Source organism: Anaerobacterium chartisolvens (genome assembly GCF_003337415.1).
GTDB classification, from domain to species: domain Bacteria; phylum Bacillota; class Clostridia; order Acetivibrionales; family DSM-27016; genus Anaerobacterium; species Anaerobacterium chartisolvens.
This window is the reverse complement of the sequence record NZ_QPJT01000018.1, coordinates 29,687-47,968: the sequence shown is the minus strand read 5'-3', so window position 1 is coordinate 47,968 and position 18,282 is coordinate 29,687. Positions and strand designations below refer to the sequence as shown.

15 protein-coding genes are annotated in these 18,282 nt (G+C 43.9%); 3 read left to right on the top strand and 12 right to left on the bottom strand.

The window, feature by feature from the left end:
* Positions 1-5: 5 nt before the first annotated feature.
* A complete protein-coding gene (locus DFR58_RS14905) occupies positions 6-1,160 on the top strand; it encodes a YibE/F family protein (protein ID WP_114298646.1) in 1,155 nt (384 codons plus the stop codon).
* On the opposite strand, the gene DFR58_RS14900 is transcribed toward DFR58_RS14905, so the two are convergent.
* From DFR58_RS14900 to DFR58_RS14865, 8 genes are all read right to left on the bottom strand, one after another.
* Positions 1,137-1,463 carry a hypothetical protein gene (locus DFR58_RS14900; RefSeq protein ID WP_114298645.1) on the bottom strand — a complete coding sequence of 109 codons (327 nt, stop codon included), beginning with the start codon at positions 1,461-1,463 and terminating at the stop codon, positions 1,137-1,139. The genes DFR58_RS14905 and DFR58_RS14900 overlap by 24 nt on opposite strands.
* Before the next feature lie 127 nt (positions 1,464-1,590).
* A complete protein-coding gene (gene spoIIE, locus DFR58_RS14895; protein ID WP_242987659.1) occupies positions 1,591-3,999 on the bottom strand; it encodes a stage II sporulation protein E in 2,409 nt (802 codons plus the stop codon).
* Between the two features lie 313 nt (positions 4,000-4,312).
* Positions 4,313-5,350: an SIS domain-containing protein gene (locus DFR58_RS14890; RefSeq protein WP_114298643.1), complete on the bottom strand. Its 1,038-nt coding sequence runs from the start codon at positions 5,348-5,350 to the stop codon at positions 4,313-4,315.
* Positions 5,351-5,440: 90 nt separating this feature from the next.
* Positions 5,441-6,172, bottom strand: a complete 732-nt coding sequence (locus DFR58_RS14885) for a GntR family transcriptional regulator (protein WP_114298642.1) — start codon at positions 6,170-6,172, stop codon at positions 5,441-5,443.
* Between the two features lie 4 nt (positions 6,173-6,176).
* Positions 6,177-7,406, bottom strand: coding sequence for a mechanosensitive ion channel family protein (locus tag DFR58_RS14880; protein WP_114298641.1), 1,230 nt, complete (start codon positions 7,404-7,406; stop codon positions 6,177-6,179).
* A gap of 131 nt (positions 7,407-7,537) precedes the next feature.
* Positions 7,538-8,596, bottom strand: coding sequence for a class II aldolase/adducin family protein (locus DFR58_RS14875; RefSeq protein ID WP_114298640.1), 1,059 nt, complete (start codon positions 8,594-8,596; stop codon positions 7,538-7,540).
* A gap of 20 nt (positions 8,597-8,616) precedes the next feature.
* Positions 8,617-9,897 (bottom strand): L-rhamnose isomerase, encoded by a 1,281-nt coding sequence (locus DFR58_RS14870; protein ID WP_114298639.1) that lies wholly within the window; start codon positions 9,895-9,897, stop codon positions 8,617-8,619.
* Between the two features lie 18 nt (positions 9,898-9,915).
* Entirely contained in the window at positions 9,916-11,394 is a 1,479-nt protein-coding gene (locus tag DFR58_RS14865) for a rhamnulokinase (protein ID WP_207659245.1), read from the bottom strand.
* A gap of 335 nt (positions 11,395-11,729) precedes the next feature.
* Between DFR58_RS14865 and DFR58_RS14855 the strand changes: the two genes are divergently transcribed.
* Together DFR58_RS14855 and DFR58_RS14850 are read left to right on the top strand one after the other, a co-directional pair.
* The gene (locus DFR58_RS14855; RefSeq protein ID WP_242987658.1) at positions 11,730-12,620 is read left to right on the top strand and encodes an AraC family transcriptional regulator; all 891 of its coding nucleotides are present in this window, start codon (positions 11,730-11,732) and stop codon (positions 12,618-12,620) included.
* A gap of 97 nt (positions 12,621-12,717) precedes the next feature.
* Positions 12,718-13,023: a hypothetical protein gene (locus tag DFR58_RS14850; RefSeq protein WP_114298637.1), complete on the top strand. Its 306-nt coding sequence runs from the start codon at positions 12,718-12,720 to the stop codon at positions 13,021-13,023.
* Positions 13,024-13,111: 88 nt separating this feature from the next.
* Here the strand turns inward: DFR58_RS14850 and araD are convergent, their stop codons facing one another.
* Genes araD through DFR58_RS14830 form a run of 4 tightly spaced genes read right to left on the bottom strand, consistent with a single transcriptional unit; the run spans position 13,112 to position 18,138 of the window.
* Positions 13,112-13,807, bottom strand: a complete 696-nt coding sequence (gene araD / locus DFR58_RS14845) for an L-ribulose-5-phosphate 4-epimerase (protein WP_114298636.1) — start codon at positions 13,805-13,807, stop codon at positions 13,112-13,114.
* Positions 13,808-13,832: 25 nt separating this feature from the next.
* Positions 13,833-15,512 carry a ribulokinase gene (araB, locus tag DFR58_RS14840; RefSeq protein ID WP_114298635.1) on the bottom strand — a complete coding sequence of 560 codons (1,680 nt, stop codon included), beginning with the start codon at positions 15,510-15,512 and terminating at the stop codon, positions 13,833-13,835.
* A gap of 3 nt (positions 15,513-15,515) precedes the next feature.
* Positions 15,516-16,619, bottom strand: coding sequence for a GntR family transcriptional regulator (locus tag DFR58_RS14835; RefSeq protein WP_114298634.1), 1,104 nt, complete (start codon positions 16,617-16,619; stop codon positions 15,516-15,518).
* Positions 16,620-16,656: 37 nt separating this feature from the next.
* Positions 16,657-18,138 (bottom strand): L-fucose/L-arabinose isomerase family protein, encoded by a 1,482-nt coding sequence (locus tag DFR58_RS14830; RefSeq protein WP_114298633.1) that lies wholly within the window; start codon positions 18,136-18,138, stop codon positions 16,657-16,659.
* Positions 18,139-18,282: the final 144 nt, after the last annotated feature.

Here is an 18,282-nt window from a genome sequence, read left to right as displayed (position 1 = left end):
TCCATATGCTTAAAAAACACAGCTCAACCATACTGATTGCTGCGGTAATAATTTTAATTCCGATAATCATATTTATTTCGAGAGGGCTTTTGGAAAAACCTAAGGATAATGTTCTCTTTGAAAGGGCAAGGGTCATTAAGGTTAAAAATGAAGAGCTTACACAGGACACTCTTGTTCCGGGCGTTGTGGTTGGAACTCAGGAGCTTGAAATAGAGGTGCTGACAGGCAGATTTAAGGATGAAACCTTTATTTTAAAGAACCCTATGAGCAGGCTTTACAATGTATATGCAAAAAAAGGCTCGCAAATTGTAGTTCAAATATTTATAAAGGATAATAAGGCAGAGCATGTCAACGTTTATAATTATTTTCGAGAGCCTGTTCTATACGGGCTGGTAGGTCTGTTTTTCGCAGTGCTTATCATTTTTGGAGGCCTTAAGGGATTCAAATCGGTAATATCTCTTATATTTACAGGAGTAATGGTTATATTTTTCATGATCCCACTCATCTTCCGCGGAGCCGATCCCATACCGGTATCAATTGTTACTGTATCGGCAGTAATTATCGCCACCCTTTTTTTAGTTGGGGGGTTTAACAAAAAAACACTGTCCGCCTCCATAGGAACGGTGTTAGGTGTTATATGCTCGGGAATTATCTCAATAATTGCCGGAAGCCTCGCACATATTTCAGGGCTTACAATGGAGGAGGCCGAATCGTTAATTTCCATAGCTGAAAAGAGTAACCTGCAAATTAACGGCCTTATGTTTTCGTCAATCCTCATTGCCTCACTTGGGGCAATAATGGATGTGGGAATGTCAATCGCATCGGCGGTATTTGAAATTCATGACTCCAACCCGCGTATGGATAGAAGCCGGCTTTTTAAATCAGGCATGAACATAGGAAGGGATGTTATGGGAACGATGTCCAACACTCTTATTCTGGCATTTGCAGGAGGGGCCTTTAGCACTATTCTTCTTATCATGGCCTATGCAATGCCCTACAGGCAAATAATGAACCTGGATGTGATAAGCACCGAGCTTATACAGGGCATGTCGGGAAGCATAGGCATAATACTTACAGTTCCTATTACTTCCTTCATATCATCTGCATTAGTAAAAAGCAGAGGGACAAAGCTTCCCTTAAAAAGCCCAAATAGCCTTTGAGAGCAAAAACAGCAGCAGCACTGCACTGGCAGCCAGAGCCACATTAATCATAAGACTTACGGGAGCCTTCTTTTGCTGCAAAGGCTTTTTTCTTATCTTTAAATTCTTATTCGATGCCGCCTCCCCCCCCTTATTCTCCTCCACATACCTGCTGATAATCATATTGGCCTCACTTAGAATAAAGTCCTTATTCCTGTTCCTTCTGGCTGCGGGCCTGTCCTTCAATATCAATATAGCCTCTTCGATGATATTTGAGTGAATATCCTTTATTACCACAATCCTTTTTGAATCATCACTTAGCATAAGCTCCTCCGAACCTATAATTAGCACACCCTGCGCCCTGCACCGGGCATATATGGTTTCAGAGCAAATATACCCGGTGCAGGCAGGATAATGCTTTCATAGGTAGTTTGTGATAAAATATGAGAATTTATACATTGCCCGCCTTCCACAGCTTTGCAACCACCACCATCATATCATCCACAGGCTTTTCCTCACAATTTATATAGGCTCTGTCAAGTATTGCGTCTGCAATTTCCTGCGGGTTTATACTTTTTATTCCGAAGATCACATCCTCCAGCTCTTTATCACCTCCCTCATTTATATTGAATGAATCAAAGATTCCGTCACTGAGCATTATTATAAAGTCACCGTTATCTATACGCTTATGTACAAGCTCGATCTCTACATCCCCCAATATTCCCGCAGGGAGTGACACCGATTTAACAGTGTCCACCCTCTCATGCTTTTTTATATACGTGGGTGCCGCGCCGATCTTTATAAACTCCACCTCTCCCTCATATAAGTCTATCACCGACATATCAATGGTAGTAAAGGAATCCTCTCCTGATTTAAGAACAAGTATTGAATTAATGAGCTTTACAGTAGTCTCCTTATCAAAGCCCGATTCCATGAACTGCTCAAGAAGGCTTATAGTGGCCCGGCTCTGGGTGGCGGCCCTTTGCCCCGAGCCCATGCCGTCGCTTATGGCGGCAATATATTTCCCCTTTCCCGTGTTCATAAAGGTATAGCTGTCTCCCGAAATCATCCCCCCATATTTTGCAAGCTTTGCAACACCTGTTGTAACCTTAAAAACCTCCTCCTCCGCCAGCTTCAAGGTACAGAGGTTGTTCTTCAGCTTCTGGCAGCAGTCCTTATCCTCCTTTACCATTTTTCTTCCCACAGAATGTGAAACAATTCTTTCAATGGTTTTTATACACTGTCTTTTGCCTCCGCAGCCCTTATGAAAAACACTTATTTCATATTTCCCCCATTTATTCTCAAAAACGATTACGTCACTCGCTTTAACCCCTTCCTTTTTTAATTCATTCAAAAGCATATCCTCCAGCTCAGCCTTAAAATGCACCTCCATATCTATTTCAGACGCAAGATTGGATATCACATTTGACAGTCCCTCAAATTGCTGGGATACAAGCGCCCGACTTTCCCCCACCCTCCCCTTCCACACCATATTAACCTTAAACACCTCATATGCATTATTTATAGCCTTCACAAAGTCCACAACCCTCTCACACCTGTCAAGAAAATGGTCCGGAATATCACTTTCATCAATCCGACCTTTCATATCCAGCTTCTCAACTATTTTAAACATAACCTGATACGTATCATAAAAATTCCTGTCCCAGCAGTGCAGACACAAACTGCAATCCTTGCATATTTTATCCGCCACTCTGTCAAGCATGGACGATATATCCTGTTTTTCAGCCGTGACCTTTGTATCGGCTATTTCTCCAAAGGTTTTTGAAAGCTCCTTAAAGGTTCTGGAAAACTTATTCAGCTTTTCCACAGTTAGCTCCTTTATTCGGCTCCCGTAGCTTTGCTTGTCTGCCTCTTTTTCGGCATCGGCGCCTACTATTTTGGATGCCAGATCCATTACTTTTTTAGGCAGTACCATAAACAGCACAAGCGCAATCACAATCTCCTTAAGATATATAAGCACATCTATAGACCCATTCAGATAGAGCGTCAATACGCTGTTTCCCAGTACAAAGCCAAGCCCGGAGCCCATTTTGCCTATGGATCTGAATATCCCTGCCAGCAATCCGCAGAAGGCATACGAGCCTATTACAAGGGGAGGGGCATTGGCAGACATGCTTGCAATAAGCCCTATTACAACTCCCACAGCCGCCCCTAGGCCGGGGCCGCATCTGTAGCTGAACACAAGTATAAGAAATATTGAAATAATATTTTTAATTTCAAAGCCTGCGATACTGATATTGGAAAGCCCTGAAACAGCCATTGCGGTTATTATTGCCATGCTTATCAGCTCTTCATTTGAATAGGCGGTCTTTACCTTTCCTTCTGCGATTGCAGGGACGGCATTTCTGAATATAAACATTAAGGAAAATACAATAAAGCCATGCATAAGAGCCTTTAATAAGTCAAACAGGAGAAAGCCCTGTAAATATACCAGAACCATTTCGGGAATCATAACGCTGATAAAGGCTATAACAGAATACTTAAAATTCATGTTGGCCTTGCTTCCCTTTACTACCATATTGATTGCATTAAATATAAGCATGGCTGATAAGCACACATATATCTGTCCCCTTGCGCCGCCCGAAAGCATTCCCAATACAATAAAAACGGCAGTCATAAGGCGATTGATATTAAGCCCTATGGTGGATGCATATGCGGCAATTCCAAACGGCATCAATCCGTTCAGCATAGAAGCCCTGCCCAGCAAAAAGGCGGCAGAAATTAATATGATATTGTTTTTGGTGAGGTTTAGCTGCAAGAATTTCTTTACTTTTGTTTTTCCAAAATTAAATCCTAAGCTGGCAAGTTTTTGGTATGGCAATATCTCCGTCCTCATCATTCGTACCCTCCTATAATTAAGTGTTACTGCACGACTGATTATAAATAATATGGACGGAATTATTTGTCATTTTAAGGTAATTATGTTAATTTTTATTATGACACTTATCTCCAAAACCTTCCTGTGGTTTACATTTGAGTGCTTAGAACAGAACATGGTATTGTCTGCCTTAAGCTTTAAAAGCCTTATTTTTATAAACAAATATGTAAATTTTAGTCAATGAAAAAATTTATGGAGTGTAAGGAAGCACAAGGGACAGTTCTGCTGCCTCATCGTAATGAGGCAGCAGAACTGTCCCTGTACTTCATCCCCCTTATCTTGTGATTGTGACCTTGTTGAGCCCTCTTGGGCTGTCGGGGTTTAAGCCCTTGGTTAAAGCAAGCCGGCATGCAAACATCTGCGCCACCGCTACATTGTAAAAGGGTGTTATAAGATCATTGTCCGACTTCGGTATGCGGAAAAAGCTGCTCCCCATCCGTCCCAGCTCAGGCTTGTTTGATATAACGATAAGCTCCGCTTCCCTCTCCACAAGCCTTTTCATCATTTCCTCAACATCCTTTAAGGAAGGCCCGTCGGGTGCAAATACAAGCACAGGCATGTCCTTTTCTATCATGGCAAAGGGCCCATGGTAAAAGTCCGAGGTGGCATATGCCTTTGCCCTTACATACGTGGTTTCCTGAATTTTTAATGCCGATTCCATGGCAATGGAATAATTGACGCCTCGCGCAAGCACAAAGCACTCCTTCATAAAGCGGTATCTTTCTACCCTCTCCATGACGCTTTTTTCCTCTTTAAAGGTCTCCGTCATATTTTCGGGAACGCGGGACAGCTCATCTAAAAGCTCCTCATTTCCCGACCATTTTGCCACAAGCTGTGCAATAAGATACATCTGGGCGGTAAAGGTCTTAGTTGCCGCTACACTCTTCTCAATACCGCAATCACAGAACAGATGGTACTTTGCTTCAACAGCCATCGGCGAGTCGGGAAAATTGGTTACGCTCACCGTCAAAGCTCCCTGCCTGTTTGCCGATGTGATAACCTCAATAGCATCCGCAGCCTTGCCGGATTGGGAGATTCCTATAACAAGGCTGTTTTTTAAGCAAACCTCCTTGCCATACATTGTAAAAACAGAGGGTGCGGCTAAAGAGACAGGCACTCCTGTAAGAATTTCAATGATATATTTTGCGTATACCGCCGCATGATCCGATGTTCCTCTTGCCGCAATAACAACAGAGCTTATTCCGTTCCTTTTTATCTCTTCTGTTATACCGTCAATGGCATTTTTATTTTTACCCATGCATTTCCCAAGAACTTGGGGCTGCTCCATTATTTCATTCCACATTTTAGTCATACTCTCACCTCATTTAAAATTTGGTATATAGGTATAGTTGTATATACCACTTAATTTAATAATAGTTTATTTTGTACTCAAAATCAAGTGCTAAATTTCCTTAGACATATATATTCTTACATTGTAATTATACTGGTCTCCGCAGTAGACCGCCCTTTCATAAAAGAGCCTGCTGCCCTCCTCCGTGTAGTTTATTCCTGTAACTCTCAGCACAGGTGAGGTTAAAGCTATGGAAAGAAGCTCCTTTTCCTCCGCGGAGGGCTTCGACGCTTCTATATTATTGTCTATAAAACTTATCGCATAAGAGTACTCTTCCTTTATAAGCTTATACAGGGAGGTGTTCAAGTCGAATTTATCCAGACGCGGGAAATATATCTCCGGCATAAACACCTCCTCTATTGCCACAGGACGCTCATTTGCAAGCCTGAGCCTCTTTATTGCGTATATCCCGTCGTCTCTCCTAAGGCCGAGTATGTCCTTTATATCATATAGCTCTGTATGCTTTTGAAAGCTCAATATTCTGGCGGAAGGCACAAGCCCCTTTTTTCTCACTGTCTCCGAAAAGCTCATGATATTTCTCTGTTGAATCTTGCCCTTAGAAACAAACGTCCCCTTGCCCTTTTCCCTGTACAGCACGCCCTCGGCCACAAGCTGGCTTAATGCCTGTCTCACTGTCATTCTGCTTATTCCGAGGCTTTCCCCCAGATCTCTTTCGGAGGGTATCAGCTCTCCCGCTCTATACTCCTCATCCTGTATTTTTTTAAGCAATATGTTTTTAAGCTGGTAGTAAACGGGAATCGGGCTTTTTTTGTTTATATGCATACCTTCACCTCACCTGTCTTAAGTCATGTCCGGACGGGGCCTGAAAAATCCGCAGATCAAATTCGGGTATAACAGCAAGTATATGATCGAAGATATCGGCCTGTATTGCCTCATAGCTCACCCACGCAGTATCCCGCGCAAAAACATATATTTCAATGGGCAGTCCGTTTTCGGTGGGGCTGAGCTGCCTTACCAGCCGGATCATACCGCGGTGGATCTTAGGATGATTGTTCAGATAGTTCTCTATATACGCTCTGAAGGTCCCTATATTAGTCAAATGCCTTCCGTTTACAACATTTGAGAAATCTATATTATGCTTTTTGTTGTATTGCTCTATTTCACCTGTTTTATTTTGAATATATTCCCTTATATACGTTATTTTCTCGTACCTCTCCAGCATTTCTTCGGTACAGAACTTGATGCTTGCCATATCAATATATATTGCCCGTTTTATTCTCCTGCCACCCGACTCCTCCATGCCTCTCCAATTTTTAAACGACTCCGATATAAGCGCATGGGTGGGTATGGTTGTAATGGTCTTATCCCAGTTCTGTACCTTTACCGTGTGCAGAGAAATTTCTATCACGTCCCCGTCCGCACCATACTTGGGCATTTCAATCCAGTCTCCTAAGCGCACCATATCATTTGCAGAAAGCTGGATGCCTGCCACAAGCCCCAAAATTGAACTCTGGAAAATCAGCAGAAGTACCGCCGTCGCAGCCCCGATACCGCTTATAAGAATTAATGGAGATCTATCTATCAGCACCCCTATAATAACAATAATTCCAATTACATATGAAATGATTTTAACTACCTGAAGATATCCCTTTATAGGCCTTACTCTGGACACCTCAAAGCTGCTGTAAATGTCGTCTATAATATCAAGCAGCTTGTCAAGTGAAAAAACAATTATAAAAACAATATAGCAAAACGCTATGCGCTGAATCCACACCTGATAGGAGGGAAATACCGGGGCAAAGGCATGAATAACAAACGCAGGAACGGCACGAATAATCCGTTCAAACAGCTTACTCTTAATTAAGATATCATCCCATTTTGCTTTGCTTCTGATAATAAAAGCTTCGAGAACCTTAAGCAAAACCTTCTTTGCAATGAAATAGGCCAGCATACTGACAAGAATGATTGCTGCTGCCGCTATCGCATTGGACAGGTATAAGGACATTTCTTCATTCAGCCCATAATAAATCAAATACTTTTCTATAGCTCCGATCATATTCATACTCCCTTAATTACCATTGATTTTTCCCAATAAAAAAGCTCCTCCCCTGCTTTATTAATTCTATAGCATGGCAGAAGCATATGCAACTAACTTTATCTACATTTATCTACTCAATCCTGATCTCGTCATTTTGACAGGCTTTTTACAAGGCTTTTCCTGTAAGCCTCGCTCTCCCAGTTTTTTATAAAGTCAATCTCCTTGGGCGACATTGTCTTAAGAGGAAGCCCACTGTTCTTTATCCCCTCTAAAACATACAGATACGCCAGAAGTGTCTCCTCTATAGTCTCGGCCTCCTCGGAGGAATCTGTGGTGTATACTGCCTCTCCCGTGGATGTGCTTATATTCAGCTTCTTGCCGGCGCCATCCACCGAAATGCTTCCGTTAAGGTAAACAAGCTGGTCGGGATAAAGCACTGTTTTATCAAAGAAATCCGCATCTATCTTGCTGCTCTTAAAGTATTGCGACAGGTAATCCGTCCTGCTTGTAAAGCCACCTTCCCTTGCCTCAAGCCTTACCTTCGGATAGTCCGTCTTTATCTCCAGATATTTCTTTACAGAGTCGTTGACCTCCCGGTGAAGCTCCACAGTCTCTTTCGCATCGTCGCCGCTTACCACAAGCCCGTGATTCTCCATGAATATTACCTGCGGAAATCTGCCGCTTTCCGAAACAGCCCTTTTTATTTCCTCGTTAATCCTCAAGGTAAGGCAGAAGCCGGGATTTATATACGGAATCCATATAACGCCGTACTCTTTTCCCTTAAATATCTTGTCAACGGTCTCTTTTCCCGTCTCGGTACAGCATAATATATTTGCATATACCGAATGGGTGTGTATAACGAATTTTTTAAGTATTGAATGAAAGCCCGCTTCAACCGAAGGTCGCAGTGTCTTTATTCCTTCGGTCTCCACAATGTTGCTTTTTACAAATTCCACGCTCTCCTTTTCAAAATCCGTATCGGAGCTAAGATCAACATTTTCATAATAATTCTTTATATTCTTGTAGTTGACAACAACATATCCCTCTTTTGGCGTTATCTGCTTTAACTTAAATCCCGAGGCCTTAACAGCCATAAGCTTCCCGTCAAGCTTGGCCGAGGTGTTCCCCCCTCCGCCCTGCGTATAATCCACAGGTATTCCTGCGGCCTTTGATATATACTCTAATTCTCCCAGATCTTTTTCAAACATATATTTATACCCTCCACAAATTACTTTCTGTTTGACAATACTGATTTCTCATACTGGCTTACACTGTTAAGCCATCCTGCCCCTGCCGGAACTCCTTCGTTGTGACAATACTTATCCCAAACAGCACCGAACGGAAGGGATTTGAGTTCCTCCAGCAAAGCAAGCCTGCCTCCTAAGTCTCCCTTTTCCTCAGCCTCAACAAGCATTTCCGTAGGCTCTAAAAGTGACAGTATTATAGCCTTGAGTGCAGCTCTTGTCCCTGTAACCCACGCAGTTATCCTGTTTATGCTTGCATCAAAGAAGTCCAGTCCGAAATGTATTCGCCCATAGGCATCGCATCTTTTAACCTCTTGCGCGATAGCCATAAGCTCATCATTCAAAATAACTACATGGTCGCTGTCCCAGCGCACACCCCTGCTTACATGAAGCAAAACCTCTTCGGAAAACGTCAGCACGGAGGATATCTTGTCCGAAATAACCTCTGTGGGATGGAAATGTCCGGCATCCAGACAAAGCATTACGTTATTTTTCATGGCATAGCCCATATAAAACTCATGTGAGCCCACAACATAGCTCTCTGAGCCAATTCCAAACAGCTTGCATTCTACCGTATCAATAAGATGCTTTTTGTCATACTTCTCTTTAAGCACCTCATCCAGAGAATCCTTTAAAATTCTCCTGTAGCCCGCCCGATCTGCGGTAATATCCTTAGAGCCATCGGGTATCCATATATTGTTGACACACGGCGTCCCCAGCTCCTTTCCTATTGCGGCGGCGATCTCACGGCTTTTCTTCCCGTGGCTTATCCAGAATTCACGTATTTCCTTGCTTTTGCTTGATAAGGTGTAACCCGACTCAGCCAGCTTGTGAGAGAAAAAGGATGGATTAAAGTCCAGCCCCAGCCCGTTTTTCTTTGCCCAAGCAATCCACCTTTTAAAGTGCTCAACCGAAAGCTGATCCCTCTCAACCACCTTTCCGTCTGTCTCAGCATAAATGGAATGGAGATTTACACGGTGCTTCCCCGGTATAAGGCTGAGGGCCTTATCTAAATCCTGTCTCAGCTCTTCCCCGTTTCTGGCCCTTCCGGGGTAATTTCCCGTGGCCATAATGCCTCCCCCGCTAATCCCGTCGGCTCCGGCTTCAAAGCCGCTTACATCATCGCCCTGCCAGCAGTGCAGTGAAATGGGAATACCCTTCATTTTTTTAAAAACCTCCTCAGTATCAACCCCAAACGCGGAATATACTTCCTTTGCACGCTCATAGCCTGCGTTTATTCTTTTTTCATTGTAAATATCCTTCATATTAAGCCTCCCGTATTTCTAGTATTGTTTATCTATTATTGAAATAAATCTTCCGTATGCCTCATCCCATTGCCGGACATCAGCAGGAGCATATGCCCTGCACGGGAAGGAATTCCTCACAACCTCCCTTCCTTCGGCAAGGCTTCCAACCTCTCCAAGAGCTACAAGCTGCGCAACAAGGTTTCCCACGGCTGTCGCTTCAGTAGGTCCCGTAATAACAGGCCTGTCTATCGCATTGGCTGTAAACTGAGAAAGCATTACATTCTTGCAGCCCCCTCCCACTATGTGCAAAACAGGCAAAGTATACCCCAGTATATTTTCAAGCCCATAAAGAGCCATTTTATATTTAAGTGCAAGGCTTTCCATTATACACCTTACAATCTCCGCCCTTGTTTCGGGAACCCTCTGCCCGGTTTTGCTGCAATATTCCCTTATCTTGCCGGGCATCCCTCCGGGGTTGTAAAACATATCGTCGTCAGGGTCAATAAACGAAAGAAAAGCGGTCGATTTTGATGCCTCCTGCTCAAGCTGGTCAAAGCTTGTGCTTTCTCCCTCCTTATCCCATGCACGCTTGCATTCCTGATAAATCCACAGCCCCATAATATTCTTCAGAAGCCTTATGCTGTTATTAAAGCCTCCCTCATTGGTATAATTAAGCCTGTAGGTGTCATCATTTATTACAGGTGCGGCTGCCTCCACTCCCAAAAGGGACCATGTTCCGCTGCTTATATATGCGTACCTGTCCTGCGAAGCAGGAACTGAGACCACGGCACTTCCGGTATCATGCTCGGCTACTGCCATTACAGGCACCCGTCCCATGCCCAGCTCCGTAGAAACCATTGTGCTGAGCTTTCCGAGCTGCGCTCCGGGCTTTATAATATTTGCAAGAATTCCCTGAGGTATTCCAAGCTTTTTAAGCATATCCCCCGCCCATTGACCTTTCCTTGAATCAAGCATCTGTGCCGTACTGGCTATGGTATATTCACTTGCCTTTTCGCCTGTAAGGAAATAATTCAGCAAATCGGGTATAAAAAGCATGGTTGAAGCCTTTTCAAGCAGCGGTGAACCTCTGAGGCTCATGGAAAGGAGCTGGTACAGCGTATTGAATTTTTGAAACGCTATCCCCGTCTCTTCGTAAATGCTCCTTTTAGAAACCAGCTTTGCCGCTTCCCCGATCATTCCCTCCGTTCTTATATCCCTGTAGTGAAAAGGGTTTCCAAGAAGGTTACCTTCAGAATCCAGCAGCCCGAAATCCACGCCCCAGGTGTCTATGCCTATCGAGCCAATGTCCTTGTGCCCGTTAACTGTGCATTTATGAATTCCCTGCTTAAGCTCATGATAGAGCCTCAGTATATCCCAGTATAAATGTCCGTTTACCGTTACAGGCTCATTAGCAAACCTGTGAACCTCTTCAATCTCAAGCCTTGAACCGTCAAACTTCCCCAGAATCCCTCTCCCGCTGCTTGCACCGTAGTCAAAGGCCAACAATTTCAGCATTAACGTCCCTCCCTGTTTTTCTATATATGTAGTGATAAAGATTTTACATGGAGGATATAACTTGATGGAAGAAATTTTTTTGACCCGTAAGGAATACATCTAAGAAAAGTGCCTGATGACAGACCCGTGAGACATTTCCCCGCAAGGCGTCTTTTCGTTGCTATTAAAAATTTCTGTAAGCAATTATATCCTCTATGTTTGTAAAATCTTTATCGCGTCCTATATAAATATACTTAAAATAATAGTATACCAATACCTTTATAAAATCATTGGAGTATGTTATTCTGTCTTTAGGGTTTGTTATCATCTTTATAGAATTAGGAGCGTCATAAAAATTGAGCAAAAACAATTATCCTGTGCTTAAAGGCAGCAGACTTTTCAGGCCTAATGAAAAAGTATACATAAACAAGTCCGAGGAGCTTCAGGAATATTGCAACGTCATGCACCGGCATGATTTTATAGAAATCACATACGTTATTTCAGGTCAAGGCATACACATAGTGGGCCAGTCGGAATATGAAATATCCAGAGGCGATCTTTTTATAATAAATTACGACGTTCCTCACAGCTTCTTTCCAAAGCCCGGCTCCAGCCAGACGCCTATGTCCTTTAATTGCGTTTTTATGCCGGAGTTTCTGGATGCATCGCTTTTCAGCAGCATACATTTTCAGGATATAACCTCCTCCTTCCTGTTTAAATCCCTGTTCCCCGAGGAGCAGATGCCCACACCCGACTTAAGGCTTTCCGGAACTGAATTTAAGGAAATAGGAGATCTGTTCGGGAAAATGCATACCGAGTATAAGCTTATGAAGAAGGGCTATACAGACATTATAAGGGCATACCTTATAGAGCTGATTGTAAAAATATTCAGGTATATGGAGCCGACCTCAAAAAAAAATTCATCTTCTCAAAGCACAGCTCTTGTTCAAAGGGCTATAGAGCATCTCCGGCTGAACTACAGCTCCGACATTAAGCTTGAGGATCTGGCAATGAAATCGTTCATAAGTAAAAACTATTTGAGCAGGCTGTTTAAGGAGGTTACGGGCACCAATTTCAGCGACTATATACAGAAGCTCAGGGTTGACGAGGCGTGCCGTATGCTCAGGCAAACGGATATGAAGGTAACAGACATTGCACGTGAGGCAGGCTTTAATGATATGAAGTTTTTTTATGAGGTGTTCAAAAAAATCACCGGAGAGACCCCCGGCGACTACAGAAAAATGTAAAATCTTTATTGCTAAAGATATAGATTAGCTTGCAAAAATTTATAGTATTTTATATTAAAATTTGGTAAAATAAAATAAGCGAAGGAGGATGATTATTGTGGAAGATAAAATGTTTGAGCTGCTGACAAAAATGTACAGTGATATGACCTCAAAATTTGAGGCGGTAGATAAGCGGCTGGACAGCATGGATAAAAAGCTGGACAGCAAGGCAGACAAGAATGACATAATCATGTTGGAGAACAAGGTGCATGACGACTCCAAGGCTTTATTCGATGGCTACACACAGACCTTTGAAAAGCTTGTGCAGCTTGAGAAGAAGGTAGACGATCTCTCCTCCAAGGTGGAAAAGCAGGATGTTGAAATCACTGTAATAAAAGGCGGCAGAAGGGCTATAGCAGAATAGGGCGTTATATATAAACGCGTTATATATAAAAGTATGAAAGCAAGGGCAGGGTGCAAATTATGCGCCCTGCCCTTTTAAGCTCTTTTCTCTATGTTGCACTCTGCCCGTAGTATGCATTCTTCCCGTGCTTTCGGAGGAAATGCCTGTCCAGCAGCGTGCTGTCAACAGCATTTATCCCCGGTGTAAGCGAGCATGTATAGTAGGCCATCATAGCCACCTCTTCCAGTACAACTGCATTATGAACCGACTCGCCCGCATCCTTTCCCCAGCAGAAGGGACCATGGTTGTTTACAAGCACTCCGGGAATGAAAGCAGGGTCTATACCCTTAAAGGTTTCAACTATTACATCTCCCGTTTGCTTTTCATATTCGGAATTTATTTCCTTCTCGGTAAGTCTTCTGGTGCAGGGTATCTCCCCATAGAAATAATCGGCATGGGTAGTCCCGAGCGCAGGAATCCCCTTCCCTGCCTGCGACCATATTGTCGCCCATCTTGAATGGGTATGAACCACTCCCCCTGCGTTCTCAAAATTCCTGTATATAACCAAATGGGTAGGGGTATCGGAGGACGGATTAAGCTTGCCCTCCACCTTGCGGCCCTCTAAGTCAAGCACTACCATATGCTCCGGCTTAAGCTCGTCATATGGAACGCCGCTTGGCTTTATTACAATAAAGCCCTTCTTGCGGTCAATACCGCTTACATTTCCCCAAGTATACGTTACAAGGCCCTTGCGGGGTAATTCCAGATTAGCCTCCAGTACGGCCTCCTTTAAATCCTTCAACATATCAAATTGCTCCTAAATATAAATATTATTCTTCCCTCTTAGCCTCTGCTTTTATCTTTTTGAGCCTCTTCATTGCGTCATTGCCGCCGCGTCCGAAATAATCATGGAGCAGCTTGTATTCAGCATACAGCTTGTCATATGCAGCAACATTTTTGGGTATAGGCCGGAAGAAATTTTCCTTTACCTTTCCCATTTCCTTTGCCGCAGCCTCTATACTGTCATATCCTCCTCTTTCCTTGCCCGCCGCAACTGCCGCAAACATGGCTGCGCCAAGCGCGGGGGTCTGTGCGGAAGCACCTATCCTCAGTTCCATGTTTGTAACATCCGCATATATCTGCATCATAAATTCATCCTTTGAAGCTATTCCTCCGCATGCATACAGCTCGGTGACAGGCACGCCGCTCTCTATAAAGGTCTCGATTATAATTCTCTTTCCGTATGCCGTGGCCTCAATAAGCGCCCTGTATATCTCCTCCGGCTTTGTCTGCAGTGTACACCCTAAAAGCATTCCCGTCAAGTCAACATCTACCAGCACCGACCTGTTTCCGTTCCACCAGTCCAGAGCAACAAGTCCGCTCTCTCCTGCCTTAAGGGCTGAAGCCTTTTCCCTTAAAAGCTTGTGTATGCCTATTCCTCTTTCCTCTGCCTCTTTTGTATAAGATGCAGGAACACAGTTCTTGACGAACCAGTCAAAGTGATCGCCAACACAGGACTGTCCCGCCTCATACGCAAAATATCCCGGCATGGCTCCATCCTCAACAACTCCGCACATTCCCGGAACTATCTTCTCCTCTGTTCCAAGCAATATGTCACAGCTAGACGTACCTATAATCATAAGCATTTTTCCCGGCTCAGTTATACCCACCGCTGGCAGGGAGACATGGGCATCCACATTTCCCACGCATACCGCGGTTCCCGGCTTTAATCCCGTAAGAGCCGCTGCCTTTTCGGTGATCTCCCCCGCCTTTGCCCCTAAAGGATACAGCTCCTTTGAAAGCTTCTCCTCTACATAGTTTTCAAGCCTTGGATCAAGGGCCTTGAAAAAATCCTTTGACGGATAGCCGTCCTGCTTGTGCCATATCCCCTTGTATCCCGCAGTGCAGACTTGTCTTTTTTCCACGCCTGTAAGCTGCCATGTGATCCAGTCGGCGCCCTCTATCCACCTATCCATTGCATCATATATTTCAGGAGCCTCATTAACCACCTGCCATACCTTGGCTACCTGCCATTCCGATGATTGCTTGCCTCCATACCTGTCAACAAACCTTTCCCCTCTTTGCACCGCAATTTCATTGAGTTTGTTGGCCTCGTCCTGAGCGGCATGGTGCTTCCAAAGCTTGGGATAGCTGTGAGGATTGGATTTGTACTGTTCCTTAAAGCACAGCGGGACACCGTCGCTGTCGGCAGGCAGCACAGTGCAGGCAGTAAAATCTACTCCCACTCCTATAACATCATCCGGACTCACTCCGCTCTTGTTAAGCACATCAGGAATAGTGACGCTTAAAACCTCAAGCCAATCATTGGGATGCTGCAACGCCCAGTCAGGCTCAAGCTTTTTAGAGCTGCCGGGAATATATTCATCCATAACGGCATGAGTATACTCTTTCACTGAAGACGCAACCTCATTTCCCGTTCCTACTTCAACAAGCACCGCACGCCCTGACAGGGACCCGAAATCTATCCCTAGCGTATACTTTTGATCCATTAATCAATCACCCTTTCGACAATTAATTCTTTTTGTACTTCCTCTTATGATAAGCTCAGGCTGTATTTTTACATCATAATAATTCTGGGTTCTGTTAATCATGCTTATAATAGCTTCGGCAGCTTGCTCTCCAAGCCTTTCCTTAGGGTGCGCAACGGTAGTCAGCTTCACCTCCGACGCAACCGCAAGCTGCGAATCATCGAAGCTGACAATAGAAATATCATCCGGAACATTCATTCCAAGCTCTCTTATTATGTCAAGCACCTCTGCGGCAATTTGCTCATTATAACAGACAATGGCAGTGATCTCGGATAAAATAGCCTCCAGCTGCTCTTCTCTTCCCGCCCTTAATTTTAAATCCGCCTCTAACGTATCAAACCACAAAACCCTTGAATCCTGAAGCTTGAGTCCTGCCTCTGCATGGGCCTTCTGAAAGCCCGAGAACCTGTGATGCCCCTGTATGTCATCAATTTTAAACACACCGCCAATCCTGCTGTGCCCTAAGCCTGTAAGATGCTTTGTGGCCAGATATCCCGCCTGAACGTCGTCCTCCACTATATATGAATAGTCAAGTCCATTATAGGCTCCATGTATGAAAAGCACGGGAATTCCACTGTCACTTAGCTCCTTGTACAAATCAAGGTTTGGGTTGGGCAGCACACTCTTTGTCGGCTCAACAATCAGTCCTGATATATTCTGGCTTCTCAGGTTCTCAAGACAGGTACGCTCCTTCTCATGCCGGTTGTACGTGCAACCCAGCATTATATTATAGCCGTTTTGTGACAGAATACCGTCAATGCCCCTTATAATGGCCGGAAAAATATAGTCATTCAAATAAGTTGTAATTACACCAACAGTATTTGTCCTCACAGTGCTCTCATCAGGCCTGCGGTCTACAAAGGTTCCTTTTCCCTGTACCCTGTAAAGCCAGCCTTCGCTCACCAGCTCGCCTATTGCCTGCCTTACGGTATGCCTGCTTATTTCAAACTTCTCAGCCAGCTGGTTCTCGGAATACATTTTTTCGCCGGTCTTTAATTCTCTGGTCTTGATTATTTCGGTAATATACTCCTTGAGCTTCTGATACTTGGGCTTTTCAATATCCTTCATCTAATATTTCCACCTGTTTCCCGACAAAATTGTAATGCTATTTAAACGGATTTTCATCCTCATAAAGCATGGAAGCAGGCCGGTTAAACGCTACATCGCCAATTCCCAGCATTTTGAGTGCGGCGAACAGCACTCTGCCTGAATGCATAAATGCCACCCCGCCATGATGGGGATACCTTTTCCCTATCAAAACATGCCTGTAGAACCTTCCCATTTCCTTAATTGCGAAAATTCCTATTCCTCCAAAGGAATTCGGGTCTACGTCAATTATCTCACCCTCAGCCACATAGCTTCTTAGAACGCTGTCAGCAGTGCTTTGAAGTCTGAAGAAGGTAATATCTCCCGGCCTTATGGCTCCTTCCAAGGTACCCCTTGTGATATCGGGTTCCTTGCCGGGCTCAAGAAGGCTGTGCATTATCCTCTGATAGCTCATAGCAGAATTTTTCATGCAGCACGAAGGGGTATTTCCGCAGTGAAAGCCCATAAACAGATCATTTTGCTTATAGCCCTCAAATTTATCCCTGTTTTCATCATACATGTCTTTAGGAACGGTATTGTTTATATCAAGAAGTGTAGCGGGCATTTCTGTTGCACAGGTAATTATATATTCGCTCAAGGCTCCGTATATATCAGTCTCACAGGCCACAGGTATTCCTCTTGATGCAAGCCTTGAATTGACATAGCAGGGAACAAAGCCAAACTGCGTCTGAAACGCTGGCCAGCATTTATTTGCAAAAACAGCGTATTTATACGCCCCTAAGTTATTCTCCATCCAGTCCAAAAGAGTAATCTCATACTGTGCCAGCTTAGGCAGGATGCCGGGATATACATTGCCCCCCCCAAGCTCCTGCTTCATTTCCTCAATAATTGCCGGAATGCGGGGATCATTTGCATGAGCATTATATGACTCAAACAAATCCAGCTCGGAATTCTCCATAATACCCACTCCCAGATCGTACAAAGGCTTTATAGGGGCATTACATGCCAGAAAGTCATACGGTCTTGGCCCGAAGCTGAAAATTTTGAGCCCCGAAAGCCCTATTAATATCCTTGCTATATTTTTAAAGTCACCTATCATATCGGCAATCTCATCAGCGGTTCCCACAGGGTACTCCGGTATATACGGACTCAGCTTTCTCAATGCCAGATTATAGGAAGCATTCAACATACCGCAGTAAGCGTCTCCACGCCCTCCGATTAAGTTGCTGCCTGTTTCCTCCGCTGCGGCGGCAAACATTACAGGTCCTCCAAACTCTTTAGCCAACAGAGTTTCAGGGCCTTCAGGCCCGAAATTGCCGAGATATACCACCAGGGCATTTATCTCTTCATTTTTAAGAGCCTCAAGTGCTTTTAATACGTCCCTTTCATTTTCTACTGTAACTTTAATCTCACTAATCTCAAGGTTCTTGTCCGTACAGACTTTGACAACCGCCGCCCTTCTTTTTTCGCTTAGTTCGATGGGAAAGCAATCCCTGCTGACCGCCACAATACCTAACTTTACCTTCGGAATATTGAACATACAAAAGGCCTCCTTAAAAATATTAATAATATTTATACATGCATTTTTATTATACTATTCTTAACTTGTACGCACAAGTGCCATTTATCTCTATAATGCTATTTATGTCTATAGTTGTTATAATTATTTCCTCATTATTTCCCA